This window comes from Celeribacter neptunius, assembly GCF_900113955.1.
GTDB lineage: Bacteria > Pseudomonadota > Alphaproteobacteria > Rhodobacterales > Rhodobacteraceae > Celeribacter > Celeribacter neptunius.
This window is the reverse complement of record NZ_FORH01000001.1, coordinates 686,439-700,050: the sequence shown is the minus strand read 5'-3', so window position 1 is coordinate 700,050 and position 13,612 is coordinate 686,439. Positions and strand designations below refer to the sequence as shown.

Genomic DNA, 13,612 nt, shown 5'->3' with positions numbered 1-13,612 from the left:
CTGTTCGCAGCGCCGCGTCAACCGCTATTCGCGCACATCCGATAGGTCCAAATACTCTATGGCACGCATTTTTTCGCTGCTCCTCAAACTGGTTTCCGCCCTTGTCCTGCTGACGGTGCTGGGCGTCTGGCTGACCTACTGGCTCGCGGCCCGCTCGCTGCCGGATTACAATGCCGATTATGAGGTCTCCGGGCTCTCCGCACCGCTGGAGATCGCCCGCGACAATGCCAATGTGCCACATATTTTCGGCGAGAATGACGAGGACGTCTATTACGGGCTCGGTTTTGCCCATGCCCAGGACCGGCTGTTCCAGATGATCCTGTTGCGTCGCACCGCCCAGGGCAAGCTCTCGGAGATGTTCGGGGAACGGACGCTCACGACAGACGAGCTGATGCGGCGTCTCGGCCTCTACGAGGCGGCGAAGGCCTCGGTCGCCGTGCAAAGCCCGGAGGCCAAGGCCGCGCTCGACGCCTATGCCCGCGGGGTGAATGCCTGGATCGCGGAGGTGAACAAGGGCGCTCTCGGCCGCGGCGCACCGGAATTCTTCCTGTTCCCGACCGAGATCGCCTATTGGCAGCCCGCCGATTCCATCGCCATCCTGAAACTCGTCGCCGTCCAGCTCTCCGACCAGATCCCCAACGAGGTGCTGCGCGCCCGTACTTCGCTCTTGCTGCCACAGGACCGGCTCAAGGATCTGATGCCCGATGCCCCGGGCACCGGCACCGCGCTCCTGCCGAGATTTGCGACGCTGTTTCCCGAGGCCCTGCCCAGCAAACAGCCCTCCGGCGTGCAATACGCCCTCTCGCCGATGCCCGACAACGGCATGGCGGGCGCCTCGAACGCCTGGGCCGCGGCGCCGGGACGTTCGGCCACCGGCGCGACGCTTCTGGCCAATGACCCGCATCTCGACTTCTCCGCCCCCGGCGCCTGGTATCTGGCCCGGCTCGAGCTCACGTCCGGCGGCGTGATCGGCGCCACCGTGCCGGGCATCCCGGGCGTCGTCTCGGGCCGGCGCGAACGCTTCGGCTGGGGCATCACCGCGGCCTATCTCGACGACGCGGACCTGCATATCGAGAAACAGAACCCGGACAATCCGAAAGAGGTGCTGACGCCTGACGGGTTCAAACCGATGCGCTCGCGCCCCTCGATCGTGCAGATCAAGGATGCCGCCCCGGTGACCCTGACGCTCAACTGGACGGACAATGGCCCGGTGCTGCCGAAAACTGCCTTTGACGTCGACACGATCACCCCGCCGGGCCATCTAGTCTCGGTCAACTGGACGGCGCTGGTGCCCGATGATCGCTCGATGACGGCGCTGGTGGCACTCAATCATGCCGGCAATATGTCGGCGGCGCTGCAGGCGGCGCGCGATTTCGCCGCGCCCGCGCTCAATCTCACCATGGCCGATCCGGACCGGGTGCAGATGAAAGTGATCGGCCGCGCCCCGGCACGCGATCCAAGGCATCAGTCGCAGGGCCGCATCCCCTCGCCCGGCTGGATCGAAGCCAACCGCTGGCAGGGCTGGCGCGATTTCGACGCGCTGCCGAGTTTCACCTCCGGCCCGGACGGCATCATCGGCAATACCAACAACAAGACGGTGGACGCGCCCTTCCCCGATCACCTGTCCTATCATTGGGGCGATACCCAACGCGTCCAGCGCTGGCAGCGGCTGATGCAGGCGCGCGAGGTGCACACACGCGAGAGCTTCATCGAGGTGCAGAATGACGTGGTCTCGACCTCGGCCCGGACGCTCCTGCCCTTGGTCGGTGCAGATCTCTGGTTCACCGGCGAGGCCGCCCCCGAGGGCACGGTGGAGCGCCAGCGCCAACGCGCGCTGAAACTCCTGGCCGAATGGAACGGCGAGATGAACGAACACCTGCCGGAGCCCTTGATCTATTACGCCTGGATGCGCGCCCTGCAGGACCGGCTCATTCGCGACGAGGTCGGCCCGCTGGCGGATGAATACACCCATGTCGAGCCGCTGTTCATCGAACGGGTCTATCGCGACATCGGCGGCGCCTCGGTCTGGTGCGACGTGATCCAGTCGGCCCCGAAGGAAACCTGCACCGATATCGCCCGTCTCGCGCTCGACGATGCGCTGCTGTGGATCAGCGAAAATTATTCGAGCAATCTCGAAAGCCTGCGCTGGGGCGACGCCCATATCGCCCATCACGATCACCCGGTGCTGGGCAAGGTGCCCTTCCTGAAATGGGTGGTGAACATCCGGCAATCGACCTCGGGCGGTGACAACACGCTGATGCGCGGCGTGACGGCAGGCGACGGACCGGAGCCCCTCGCCAATGTCCATGGCGCGGCCTATCGCGGTGTCTATGATTTCGCCGACCCGGACAGTTCCGTGTTCATCACCGCCACCGGCCAGTCCGGCCACCCGCTGTCGCGCCATTATGACGATCTCGGCGAGCTCTGGCGCCGCGGCGAATATGTGCCGATGAGCCTCGACCCGGAACTGGCCCGCGCCGCCGGCGTCGGCATGACCCATCTGGTGCCGGAGAAATGAGATCCCCACGATGACATCCGAACTCGACAAGATGCGCGCCGGAGACTGGTATTGCAGCCTCGACCCGGAAATCGACGCGATCCGCATGCGCGTCTTCGATGCGGTGCACCGGCACAATATGGCCCTGCCCTCGGAGCGCGGCGACATCCACCCGGATCTGCGCGCGCTTCTGCCCGAAGTGCATGAGACGGCCCGGATCGAAGGCCAGTTTCACCTGCTCTACGGCAATCTCAAGATGGCCGAAGGCGCCTTCATGAATGTCGGCTGCGTCGTGCTCGACGCGGCACAGGTGGAGATTGGCAGGAATGCGATGCTCGGCCCGCAGGTGCAGATCTATTGCCCGGATCACCATCGCGACCCGGTCAAACGCGGCCAATTGATCGAACGCGCCCTGCCCGTCACCATTGGCAAAGATGTCTGGATCGGCGGCGGTGCCATCCTCCTGCCCGGCGTCACCATCGGCGACGGCGCCATCGTCGGTGCGGGATCTGTGGTGACCAAGGACGTGGCCCCCGGCGCCCGCGTTGCCGGCAACCCGGCGCGGGACCTCACGCAGCGCTGAGGGTCCAGACCTTGCTCACGCCTGTCCCTTGATCTCGTTCTTGAAGATCAGGAAAGAGGCACCTTTCTCCATCGCCTTGCGGGCGGAGGCGTCCATGGCCTTGTCTTCAAAGCGCTTCTTGCCGGTGATATCGCCGATCTTCTTCATCTCGAGCCCGGACCAGCCGGTAACTTCGAGCCCCTTGTGGCCCTTGGCGACGGCGAATTTCGGCTCGGAGGCGACGATGAACACCATGATCATGTGACGCGCGCCCATGCGCAGCCCGGTCTTGGCCCCGGCGGTGCCTTCGAATTGCATCATGTAGAGATGCTTCTCGGCCTTGTCGGTCTTGTCCGCCTTTGCGTCCGTCCCTGCCGTCTCTGCCACTTTGTCGCTCATGTCATCTCCCGAAATTGCTTTTCCTGCCGCGGCGTCCAGAGAAGCTTGAGGGCATAGCCTTCTTCGGTCATCTCCTCGCCCTGCACCACGCCCTCCTCAAAGAGCCAGGCGCGTTTTCTGCCCTCGGCATAGGGCAGGATCAGCTCGCGTTCAATCTTGTCTTCCTCGAAATGCGCGGAAATTGCGGAGAGCAGCTCGGGAATCCCCTCGCCCGTCACCGCCGAAATGGCGAATTTGTCGGGCTCGGCGGCGGCGCGTTCGAGCCGCGCCTCGCGCGCCTCCGGGTCCAGCAGATCGATCTTGTTCCAGACCTCGAACATCGGTGCGTCGTCCTTGATCCCCAGATCGTTGAGGATCTTCAGCACATCGGCCTTCTGTTCCTCGGTCTCCTCGGCAGCGATATCGCGCACATGCAGGATCAGATCGGCGTCCAGCACCTCTTCGAGCGTGGCGCGGAAGGCCGCCACCAGCTGGGTCGGCAGGCTCGAGATGAAACCCACCGTGTCGGACAAGATGATCTCACGGTCGCCACCATGGGCATCGCTGATCTTCAACTGCCGCATGGTCGGATCGAGCGTGGCAAACAGCATGTCCTTGGCAAAGACATCGGCGCCGGTGACCGTGTTGAAAAAGGTCGATTTGCCGGCGTTGGTATAGCCCACAAGCGCGACGATCGGGAACGGCACCTTGGCGCGCGAGGCGCGGTGCAGCTCGCGGGTCTTCACCACCTTGTCGAGTTGCCGGCGCAGCCGCACCAGCTGTTCGTCGATGGCACGACGGTCGGCCTCGATTTGGGTTTCGCCGGGACCGCCGACAAAGCCAAGCCCGCCGCGCTGCCGCTCCAGGTGGGTCCAGGCCCGCACCAATCGCGTGCGCTGATAGCTGAGCGCCGCCATTTCGACCTGCAACACGCCTTCGCGGGTGCGTGCCCGATCCGAGAAGATCTCGAGAATGAGCCCCGTGCGGTCGAGCAGCTTGACCTTCCACTCTTTTTCCAGATTGCGCTGCTGCACCGGGCTGACCGGCCCGTCGATCAGCACCAGCTCGACCTCGGCGGCCTTGATCCGCTCCTTGAGTTCCTGAATCTTGCCGGTGCCAAAGAGATGCCCGGGTTGAATCTTCGGCAGGCGCACAATCTCCGAGCCCATGACCTCGAGATTGGGCAGGGCCGCGGCCAGTGCCACCGCCTCTTCGAGACCGCTCTGCGGCTCGCGGCGGTTGCGGTCGGAGGTGATGTCGGGATGCAGCACCCAGGCCCGGGTCGGCTGCACTTCGTGATCGTAATAGTCGCCCAAATGGCGCTCCTTTCAGACACTTCGCTGCCGCACCCGCTCCGCGACGATCTCATCAGCGAAAGCGCAACGCGACAAAGCACCCGTCGAGACCTCGACAGGTGCGCGTCACTTAAATCTTTTCAAGCGGGATGCAAGAGGCGGTGTGATCCGCTCAGGCTTCCTCACCATCGTAAAGATTGATCGGCTGGGCCGGCATGATCGTCGAGATGGCGTGTTTGTACACGAGCTGCGATTGACCGTCCCGGCGCAAGAGCACACAGAAATTGTCAAACCAGGTGATCACACCCTGCAGTTTCACCCCGTTGATCAGAAAGATCGTCACGGGAACTTTGGTCTTGCGAACGTGGTTGAGGAAAGCGTCCTGAAGGTTCTGTTTGTCGGCGGCCATGATCTTTGCCTTTTTATTGCGCTTTTGATGCGAACTGTCCCTCGGGCGACAGCACTTGGCATCACCTCGCCGCAGATTGTCGGGATTGTCAAGATCACGGTGGAAATTTCCGGATCTTGATGGAAAGCCAGCGCAAATTTGTGTCACATCCGCCATCTGTGGGCGCTAACGCCGCCAGAATTCCGGGTTCAGAAGCGCAATGATCGCCAACATCTCGAGCCGCCCCAGCACCATGGTGGCCGCAAGGATCGCCTTTTCCGCCACGCCGAGCTCGGCATAGCTCATCGGCACCGAGCCCACCACATTCACCAGCGGCCCGGTGGTGGTCAGCGCCGAGATGGTAAAGACGGCCGCCTGTTCGAAATGCAGCCCGAACAGCGACAAAAGCATCATCACCGCGGCGATGGTAAAGGCGAAGACCATGAAATAGACCCAGGCGACATAGGCCCCCTCGCGGCGGATCCGCCGGGCGTTGGCGCCGGCGCCACCGACCGAATTGGGCGAAATGAGCTTTTCGATCTCACGTTCGCCATGGCGCACCAGCGCATAGAGGCGAATGAGCTTCACCCCCCCCGCCGTGGTCGCCACGCCCCCGCCGAAAATCGCCAGCCCCATGAGCAGCACGCCCGGCGCCTGAAGCCCGGACCAGAGCCGCGCCTCCTCCCAGCCCATGCTCTCGAACCCGGCGGTGGAGAGAAAGGACAGCACCATGAACGTGCCGCCCCAGAGCGAGGAGATGGCGCGGGCAAAGGTCCAGTCGCCGGACACTTCCAGCACCGCCACCCAATGGCGCAGGAACAGGAACATCGGCACCACGACGATCAGCGCCAGGCCGATCTTCATCTCGGAATCCTGCCACAGCGGCGGCGCCGCGCGATGGCCCTGATCGGCGGTGAACGTCTTGCGCGACAGCGCCAGAAACAGGAAGGCGAAGACCAGAAGCTCGCCCATGAAACCGGTGCCGGCCTCTGTCATCCCGCCAACCGGCGAAATCCCCGAGGTCGCCATCACCGACATGGCATGGCAAAAGGCGACATAGGGCGAGGACCCGACCATGGCGAGCGCAAACCACAGGGCCAGCGTCAGCCCGAGATAGACCGGGAACAGCCGCGCGGTGAAGCGGGCGATGCGCTCGGAAGCCAAGGCCACCCGGTCGATCTGCGAGGCGCGGGTCTCGCTCTGGCCGATCCGGCGCGAGGAGATGACCTCGAACCCGCCCAGATTCATCGGCGCCAGCACCGCCACCGCGGTGACCCAGGCGAACAGCCCGCCGAGCCAGCCCACCAGCGCGGTCCAGAGATGCACCGGCCGTGACAGCCGCCCCGGATCATCGAACAGCGTCGCCCCGGTGGTGGTCAGCGCCGAGACCATTTCGAAATAGGCGTTGAAGAATGTCGTGTCCCGGGTCGCTTCGGAAAACGGCACCGCCAGGATGAGCGGCAGCGCCGTATAGCTCGCCAGCAGGGTCAGAAGCTGATTGCGCCCCTCGCGGTCGCGATGTCTGCGCGCATTCTCCAGCGCATCGGTCCCATCCGGGTTGAACCGGGCGATGGCGATGAACAGCGCCATGGCGGAAAACAGCGTCGCGGCGTAGAAGAACGCCCGCGCATCGTCCCATTCGCGCAGCACGATCGCATAGAACGCCGGCAGCAGCATGGCCGCGCCGGAGACCAGCATCAGCTGGACGAAAAAGGGCATGCGCGAGAAGCGGGTCATCAGAAATAGTCGATCGAGACTTGCAACAGACGTTCCACCTCGGGCACATCATCGGCGAGCGAGAAAATCGTGATCACGTCGCCCTCGTCGATCCGCGTCTCGGAGGTCGGTTTGACATAGGCATTGGCCTTCATGATCGCGCCGATGAGCACGCCCTCGGGGAAATCGATGTCACGGATGCGCTTGCCGGAGATCGGCGAGGTAGAGAGCACCTGGGCCTCGATCACCTCGGCCTCGCCATCGCCCACCGAATAGACATTGCGCACCCGCCCGTGGCGGATATGGCGCAGGATCGACGAGACGGTGGTGGCGCGCGGGTTGATATAGGCGTCGATATCGAGCGCGTTCAAAATCGGCACCAGCGTCGGGTCGTTGACCAGGACGATCGCCATTTTCGCCCCGGTCTGTTTCGCCCGCACGGCCGAGAGCATATTGACCTTGTCGTCATCGGTGACACAGAGCACGGCATCGGCCCGCGCCATGCCGGCCTCGGCCATCAGTTCCGGATCGAGCCCGTCACCATTCAAGACGATGGTGCGTTCGAGACTATCCGCCGCCCTTTCGGCCACGCTGCGGTTCTTTTCGATGATCTTGGCCCGCACCCGCTCGGTCCGAGCCTCGAGCGCCTGCGCCACGCCCAATCCGACATTGCCGCCGCCCAGGATCACCACGCGATCCTGCTTGGCCTGGGTCTTGCCGAAAATCTCCAGGGTCCGGGTGATGTCATCGGAATGGCAGAAGACATAGATCTCGTCGCGGGCGAACAGCTGATCGCCCGGATCGGGGGCAAAGAGCCGCCCGTCGCGGCGCACACCGACAACGATGGCACGCAATGTCGAAAACAGATCCGACAGCTCGCGCAGCGACGTGTTCAAGACCGGGCACTCTTCCTCGAGCAGGATACCCATGAGCTGTGCCCTGCCGGCCAGAAACCCCTGGGTGTCGAAGGCCGCAGGTGCCGCCAGACGCCTGAGCGCCGCCTCGGCCACCTCTTTCTCCGGCGAAATCACCACGTCGATCGGCAGGTGATCGCGACGATAGAGATCGGAATAGATCGCGGTGAGATAGCTTTGCGAGCGCAGGCGCGCGATCTTGCGCGGCACGGCGAAAACCGAATGCGCCACCTGACAGGTGATCATGTTCACCTCGTCGGAATAGGTGGCGGCAATCACCATATCGGCATCCCGCGCCCCGGCCTTCTCGAGCACATCGGGATAGGAGGCAAAGCCCTCGACCCCCTGAACATCCAGCGTATCCGTGGCGCGGCGCACCAGCGCCGGATTGTTATCGACGACGGTCACGTCGTTTTTCTCGCCCGAGAGCTGCTTGGCGATCTGCCAGCCGACCTGACCGGCACCGCAAATGACAACTTTCATTCCATCACCTTCGTTGCTTCGCCCCAGCCTTCGCACTTAACGCAGAATGCGTCAACGCAAGGTGCAAAGAGGCGCCCTGCCCGGCCCGCCTGCCGTCGCGTCCGAAGAGCCCGCGCGCGGACAGGGCTCACTCCGTCTCTTCCACAACATAGGCGACACGGCCGCCCTGCTTGTTGCCGGTGACAACCCCCAGCGATTTGAGCTTGCGATGCAAGGCCGAGCGCTCCATGCCGACAAAGGTCGCGGTGCGCGAGATATTGCCGCCGAAACGGTTGATCTGGGTCAGCAGATATTCGCGCTCGAACATCTCGCGCGCCTCCCGCAGGGGCAGCGTGGCAATCGCCGGCGACAGCATCGCGCGGGCCTCGTCCTCGCCCGTGGCGCCCTCGGACGGCAGCTCGCTGGCCTCGATCTCGCCCGAGGTATCGCCCAGGATCAACACCCGTTCGATCACGTTCTTGAGCTGACGCACATTGCCCGGCCAGATCATCGTTTGCAGCATCGCCGAGGCATCCGGCGACAATTCCCGACGCGGCAGACCCTGGCTGACATGCAGCTTCTCGATGAAATAGCTGGCCAGTTCCGGAATATCCTCGCGGCGCTTCTCGAGCGCGGGCACCTCGATCGGCACCACGTTCAGCCGGTGATAGAGCTCCTCGCGGAACTGGCCCGCGGCAATCTCCTCCAACAGATCGCGCGAGGTCGAGGAGACCACCCGCAGATCGACCGAGACGGTCGTGGCACCGCCGACCCGGGTAAAGCGCTGATCGACCAGCACGCGCAGGATCTTCGACTGGGTGCCCAAAGGCATATCCGCCACTTCGTCGAAATAGATCACCCCGCCATTGGCCTCTTCCAACAGGCCTTTCTCGACGCCGCGCTCCGGGCTCTCGCGGCCAAACAGCACCTCTTCCATGCGCTCCGGCGCGATCGTGGCCGACGACACCGTGACGAAAGGCGCGTCCCGGCGTTCGGATTCGGCATGGATGAAACGCGCGGCGACCTCCTTGCCGACGCCGGCTGGACCCGTGAGCATCACCCGGCCATTCGACTTGGTGACCTTCTCGAGATTGCTCTTGAGCTGTTTGAAGGCCGCCGAGACACCGATCATTTCGATCTCTTCGGTGCCGGTGCGTTTCAGCGAGGCATTCTCACGGCGCAGCCGCGAGGTTTCCATCGCCCGGCCGATCACCACCATCAGCTGATCGATATTGAACGGTTTCTCGATGAAATCATACGCGCCCTGTTTGATCGCCGCCACGGCGATCTCGATATTGCCATGGCCCGAGATGATGATGATCGGAACCTCCGGGTGTTCGCGTTTGACATGTTTGAGAATGTCGATCCCGTCCATGTCGCTGTCCTTGAGCCAGATGTCGAGGATCATCAGCGCCGGCACATCCGCCGCGATCTCTTTCAGGCATTCGTCGGAATTCGACGCCAGCCGGGTCTCGAACCCTTCATCCTGCAAGATATCTCCGATCAACTCGCGAATATCGCGCTCATCATCGACGATCAGAATATCAGACATGTCTTACTCCAAACTTCATCTTTAAACTGCAAGCTTTTGTTTTTCATCTAGATTAACTTCTTCCATCAAGGCCAGGCGGATGGTGGCGCAGGCGCCGATACGGCCCGAAGGGTCAATCGCCACGCCATCCGACAGCGTCAGCGTCCCGCCATGTTCCTCGATGATTTTCTTGACGATCGGCAGGCCCAGACCGGTGCCTTTTTCGCGCGTCGTCACATAGGGTTCGAACAGCCGCGAACGGTCTTCCGGCAGGCCGATGCCATTGTCGGTGATCGCAATCACCGCCTCATTGCCCTCGCGTCCGACGGTGACGCGAATGCGCGGCTCATAGCCTTTCGGAAATTCATTTTCAGAATAGGTTTCAATTGCTTCCCCGGCATTCTTAATCAAATTCGTAAAGGCCTGACCGATCATTGTCGCATCGACCTCGGCCCAGGCGCTGGTGAGCGCGATCTCAGAGGTGATCTCGACATCCGGCAAGGCGTTCTGCTGCAACAGCACCGCGCCCTTGACCAGCTCCACCAGATCATGCTCACGCCGTTCCGGGCTGGGCATGCGGGCGAATTTCGAGAATTCGTCGACGATGCGGCGCAGATCCCCGGTCTGGCGCACGATCACCGAGGTATATTGCTCGAGATCGGCCCGCGCCTCCTCGTCGAGCCCGCGCCCGAATTTGCGCAGGATACGCTCGGCGGAGAGCTGGATCGGCGTCAGCGGGTTCTTGATCTCATGGGCGATGCGCCGCGCCACGTCGCCCCAGGCGGCCAGACGCTGGGCGCTGACCAGATCGGTGACATCGTCAAAGACCACCACATAGCCCTCAAGCACGCCGTTGACGTCGCGCCGGGTGGCGATGCGCACGAGCAAGCTCTCTTGCGCGCCGGAGCGAATCAGCCGCAGCTCTTCCTGCACCACCTCGCGCCCCTGGCGCAGCAGCTGATCGAACAGCGGCCCGAATTCCGGCACCACCACGGCCAGAGCCTCGCCGGTGACATCGCGGGAGCCGAGCGTGAGCAAGGCCTGCGCCGAGCGGTTCGACAGGGTCACCTTGCCTTCGGCATCGAGCCCGACCACACCGGCGGTCACCGAGGAGAGCACGGAATCAAACAGGCGGCGGCGCTGATCGATCTGGGCGTTCTGATCGAGCAATTCATCGCGCTGGAGCTTCACCTGACCGGTCATCTGGTTGAACACGCGGCCCAGCGTGGCGATCTCGTCCTGGCCTTCCTCCTCCGGCACGCGCACCGAAAGATCGCCCTCGCCGACCTTCTGCGCCGCCCCGGCGAGCCGGCCGATCGGCCGCGCCAGACGTTCGGCGAACCACAGGCCGAGCCAGGTTGCCGCCAGAATGAGAATGATCGCGAAACCGATGTACAACAGGCCGAATTCGAAAAGCAGCCGCCCGCGTTCGCTCTCGAGCTGATTGTAAAGAAGAATGCTGTCCTGGGTCTCGTCCAGCAGGTTGAGGATCTTGCCGTCCACATCGCGGGTGACGTAGAGGTAGCGATCCGAGAACCCGGCCAGCCGCTGCAACGCCCGGCTTTCATTGCGATCCCAATCGTCGATCAGCACCAGCTCACCGGATTCGGCCCGCGCCAGCTGCGCCTCGGAGGGGTGTTCATAATCGAAGAGATAAGAGCCCTCACCGCGCGCCTTGATCTCGCCCGCCCGGTTGATCACATAGGCCTCGCGCAAGCCGCGCTGAATGAGCCCCTGCCCCTGGTTGAGCACCTGCCGGAGCGCACCGTCGGGCAGGATCGTCACCTGGCGGCGGCTGTCGATGAGGAAATTCGCAAGCGCCCGCGTGTCCTCGGCCAGACCGTCGCGATGCTCGGTCTCATAGGCCGTCGCCGCCTCGAGAGAGGAACCAACCACATTGCGCACCCGATCCGAGAACCAGCCCTCGAGGCCGAAATTCACCGTCACCACGGCAAAAACCGCCACCATGACGGTCGGGATCAGCGCCAGAAGCACGAAGGCGCCCGACAGCCGCAGGTGCAGCATCGAGCCTTCGGAATGCGCCCGGCGCGCCGAGATCACCCGGGCGATCCGCTGGGCCACCAGCCCGGCGACCACCAGCACATAGATCACATCCGACAGGAGAACCCCGCGCAGCACATTCGAGGCGGGACCATGGTCCAGCGGACCGAGCACCAGAAAGGTCAGGACGGCCAGAACCGGCCCCATGACGAACACCGCAAGCGTGGCGGCATTCTGCAACCGGCGCTGGCGGCGCAGGCGCATCAGCCTGTTCCAGCTTTGCCGACCGATTTGTTTCGCAACGGGCCTTTTTGCCACCCTACGCGCCCTCGTCCTGCTCACTCCTAATCCGCAGCGCGCTCAGGCGAAAACACGCTGGCGAAAATGCGAAGCGCGACACACGGACTCCGTGACTTAGATGACGCAGGGACGTGTTTTCCCAGCCACTGCGCCCAAATCACCACGGATGTGGCCTTTTTACATCAACTTACGGCGCCGTGTCACCTGAATATCGAGGTCATTGATCTTTTTACGCAAGGTATTGCGGTTGATCCCGAGCAAATCGGCACATTTGGCCTGATTTCCGCCGACCGCGTCCAGTGCAATTTCGATCAGAGGCTGCTCAACTTCCTTGAGAATCCGCTGATACAGCCCCGGCGGCGGCAGGACACCACCGTGCAGGTCGAAATAGCGGCGCAGATGCTTGGCCACCGAGGAGGAGAGCTTCTCACCCTCGCCGCCGCCTTGCAAAGGCTCCATGGCGGGCTGATTCCCGAGCACGGTTTCCACCTCGTTGCGGGTGATTTCCTCTTCGGGCGAGGTCACGATCAGACGCCGGATGGTGTTCTCGAGCTGGCGCACGTTGCCGGGCCAGCTGTAGGCGCGCACCAAATCCATCGCCTCATTGGTGAATTTGCGCGCCGACAGCCCGTCGCGCTCGGCCTTCGAGAGGAAGAACTCCGCCAGGAGCGGGATATCGTCGACGCGTTCGCGCAGGGAGGGCACCGAGATGGTCACCCCGCCAAGGCGGTAGAACAGATCCTGACGGAAGGCGCCGCTTTCCATCTTTGCCGCCAGATTGGCCTGCGAGGTGGCCATGATCCGCGGCGCATTGTCAGTGAAACTGTCAAGCATGCGGACGATCCGGGCCTGCGCCTCTTCGTCCAGGTCACCCACCTCGTCAAACAGGATCGAGCCGTTCTTGGCCTTGGAGATCACCGCCGCCGGGCCTTCCATCGTTGCCAGATCGGAGGCCGAGACCACCACGAAGGGCAGCGTGCGACGATCCGAGAAATCGTGAATGGCGCGCGCGATCAGCGATTTGCCGGTGCCGCTCTCGCCGGTGATCAGGACCGGCAGATCGGTGTTCATCACCCGCGCGACAAGACGATAAAGCGTCTGCATCGCAGGCGTGCGGCCGACCAGCGGCAGATCTTCCTGCATCGGGCTCTCCGACGGCGCCTTGGCATTCGAAGGCGCCGGGTTGGCGCGGCGTTTGACCTCGAGCGCCTTTGAGGCGCGTTTCATCAGATCCGGCAGATCGAAAGGTTTCGGCAAATAATCGAAAGCCTCGGCCTCGGCAGCCTGAATCGCCGTCATGATGGTGTTTTGCGCCGAAATCACGATCACCGGCAGGCCGGGCCGCAGCTCGGCGATCCGCGGCAGGCTCTCGAGCCCGTTGCCGTCCGGCATCATCACGTCGGAAATGACCAGATCGCCTTTGCCCTCTTCGACCCAGCGCATCAGGGTCACCAGCGAGGAGGTCGCGTGCACCTTGCAGCCGGCGCGGGTGAGCGCCTGGGTCAAAACCGTGCGGATCGTGCGGTCGTCATCGGCGACGAGGATCGTGCCATCCATAGTATTCTCTC

The 13,612-nt window shown here is 63.4% G+C and carries 10 protein-coding genes; 2 read left to right on the top strand and 8 right to left on the bottom strand.

Going from position 1 to position 13,612, the window contains the following annotated elements:
• The first annotated feature begins 58 nt into the window (after nt 1-58).
• Both BM151_RS03455 and BM151_RS03450 read left to right on the top strand, forming a co-directional pair.
• On the top strand, nt 59-2,518 hold the full coding sequence (locus tag BM151_RS03455; RefSeq protein ID WP_090057346.1) for a penicillin acylase family protein: 2,460 nt from the start codon (nt 59-61) through the stop codon (nt 2,516-2,518).
• A gap of 10 nt (nt 2,519-2,528) precedes the next feature.
• Nucleotides 2,529-3,080 carry a sugar O-acetyltransferase gene (locus BM151_RS03450; RefSeq protein WP_090057342.1) on the top strand — a complete coding sequence of 184 codons (552 nt, stop codon included), beginning with the start codon at nt 2,529-2,531 and terminating at the stop codon, nt 3,078-3,080.
• Between the two features lie 15 nt (nt 3,081-3,095).
• On the opposite strand, the gene BM151_RS03445 is transcribed toward BM151_RS03450, so the two are convergent.
• From BM151_RS03445 to BM151_RS03410, 8 genes are all read right to left on the bottom strand, one after another.
• Nucleotides 3,096-3,458: a hypothetical protein gene (locus tag BM151_RS03445; protein WP_090057339.1), complete on the bottom strand. Its 363-nt coding sequence runs from the start codon at nt 3,456-3,458 to the stop codon at nt 3,096-3,098.
• Nucleotides 3,455-4,753, bottom strand: coding sequence for a GTPase HflX (gene hflX / locus BM151_RS03440; RefSeq protein ID WP_090057334.1), 1,299 nt, complete (start codon nt 4,751-4,753; stop codon nt 3,455-3,457). The genes BM151_RS03445 and hflX overlap by 4 nt, the downstream gene beginning before the upstream one ends.
• A 151-nt stretch (nt 4,754-4,904) precedes the next feature.
• A complete protein-coding gene (gene hfq / locus BM151_RS03435; RefSeq protein ID WP_066603845.1) occupies nt 4,905-5,141 on the bottom strand; it encodes an RNA chaperone Hfq in 237 nt (78 codons plus the stop codon).
• A gap of 165 nt (nt 5,142-5,306) precedes the next feature.
• Nucleotides 5,307-6,857, bottom strand: a complete 1,551-nt coding sequence (locus tag BM151_RS03430; RefSeq protein WP_090057330.1) for a TrkH family potassium uptake protein — start codon at nt 6,855-6,857, stop codon at nt 5,307-5,309.
• On the bottom strand, nt 6,857-8,233 hold the full coding sequence (gene trkA / locus BM151_RS03425) for a Trk system potassium transporter TrkA (protein WP_090057327.1): 1,377 nt from the start codon (nt 8,231-8,233) through the stop codon (nt 6,857-6,859). The genes BM151_RS03430 and trkA overlap by 1 nt, the downstream gene beginning before the upstream one ends.
• A 127-nt stretch (nt 8,234-8,360) precedes the next feature.
• Entirely contained in the window at nt 8,361-9,764 is a 1,404-nt protein-coding gene (gene ntrX / locus BM151_RS03420) for a nitrogen assimilation response regulator NtrX (protein WP_090057323.1), read from the bottom strand.
• 21 nt (nt 9,765-9,785) lie between these two features.
• Nucleotides 9,786-12,008 carry a sensor histidine kinase NtrY-like gene (locus BM151_RS03415; protein ID WP_090057319.1) on the bottom strand — a complete coding sequence of 741 codons (2,223 nt, stop codon included), beginning with the start codon at nt 12,006-12,008 and terminating at the stop codon, nt 9,786-9,788.
• 213 nt (nt 12,009-12,221) lie between these two features.
• Entirely contained in the window at nt 12,222-13,601 is a 1,380-nt protein-coding gene (locus tag BM151_RS03410) for a response regulator (RefSeq protein WP_090057316.1), read from the bottom strand.
• Between the last annotated feature and the right edge of the window lie 11 nt (nt 13,602-13,612).